The sequence below is a fragment of the Streptomyces europaeiscabiei genome, assembly GCF_001550375.1.
Classification (GTDB): Bacteria; Actinomycetota; Actinomycetes; order Streptomycetales; family Streptomycetaceae; genus Streptomyces; species Streptomyces europaeiscabiei.
Genome location: NZ_LRTR01000917.1, coordinates 1 through 1,086 on the forward strand (window position 1 = coordinate 1; position 1,086 = coordinate 1,086).

Consider the following 1,086-nt stretch of genomic DNA (forward strand, 5'->3'; position numbering starts at 1 on the left):
GGTGCCCGCGCCGGTGGCGGCGGGGGCGGCGTCGGGGTGCAGGACACGGCCGTCACGGACCGCGCTGTACGGGCGTGTGCGGGCGACGGCGGCGAACAGGGCCGTACCGTCCGCGTCCTCGGCGTCACCGGGCAGGTCCACCAGCTGGAAGCGGCCCGGATGTTCGGCCTGGCCGGAGCGGACCATGCCCCACAGGGCGGCACCCGCGACGTCCGGGGTCCCGGTGTCAGGGCCCGCGTTCACCGCGCTCCGGGTGACGAACACCAGCCGTGAGTCGGTGAACCGGTCGTCGGCCAGCCAGCCGCACATCAGGTCGTGGGCGCGGGTCAGGTGGCCGCGGACCGTCTCGGGCATGCCGGGGCCGCCCGTGCGGTACGGCGCGGGAGCCACGAGGACCACGTCGGGCATGGTCATGCCGGTGTCGACGGCCTTGCCGAGGGCTTCCAGGTCGGCGTAGGTCTCCAGGTGGACGCCGGTCGCGTCGAGTGCGGCGACCGCCCTGTCGTCGCCGGTGCCGAGCACGATCCAGCGCGTCGTCTGCGGGCGCGGCGGCTCGGGGGCCGGGAGGGTTTCCTGCCAGTCCAGGCACAGCAGTTCGGGCCGGTCGGCCCCGGTGCCGGGTGCGGCGGACACGGTGCGCAGGGTGATCGCGTCGGCGGTGGCGACGGGCTGCCCGGTGGTGTCGGTGACGAGAACCCGGTAGCCGTGGTCGTGGCCCGCCGGGGTGAGCCGCACCCGCAGCGCGGTCGCACCGGTGGCATGCAGGGTCAGTCCGGTCCAGGCGAACGGCAGCATGGGCGCCGTCGCCTCGTCGTCGCCCCGGAGGCCGGGACGACGGACCAGGAGCGCCTGGACGGCGGCGTCGAGCAGCGCCGGGTGCAGGGCGTACCGCGCGGCGTCCTCCCGGTACGGCTCGGGCAGCGCGGCCTCGGCGTACACCTCGTCGCCGCGCTCCCACACGGTGCCGAGGCCTTGGAAGCTGGGCCCGTAGGCGAACCCGGCGGCGGCGAACGCCGCGTAGGGGTCCTGGCCGGGGACCTGCTCGGCGCCGGGCGGCGGCCAGGCGGCCAGGTCGTCGGCGGGGGC

General features: G+C 76.8%; 1 protein-coding gene. It reads right to left on the reverse strand.

Going from position 1 to position 1,086, the window contains the following annotated elements:
- A partial coding sequence (locus tag AWZ10_RS46210) for a polyketide synthase dehydratase domain-containing protein (protein ID WP_208618675.1) occupies positions 1-1,086 on the reverse strand: 1,086 nt, incomplete at both ends.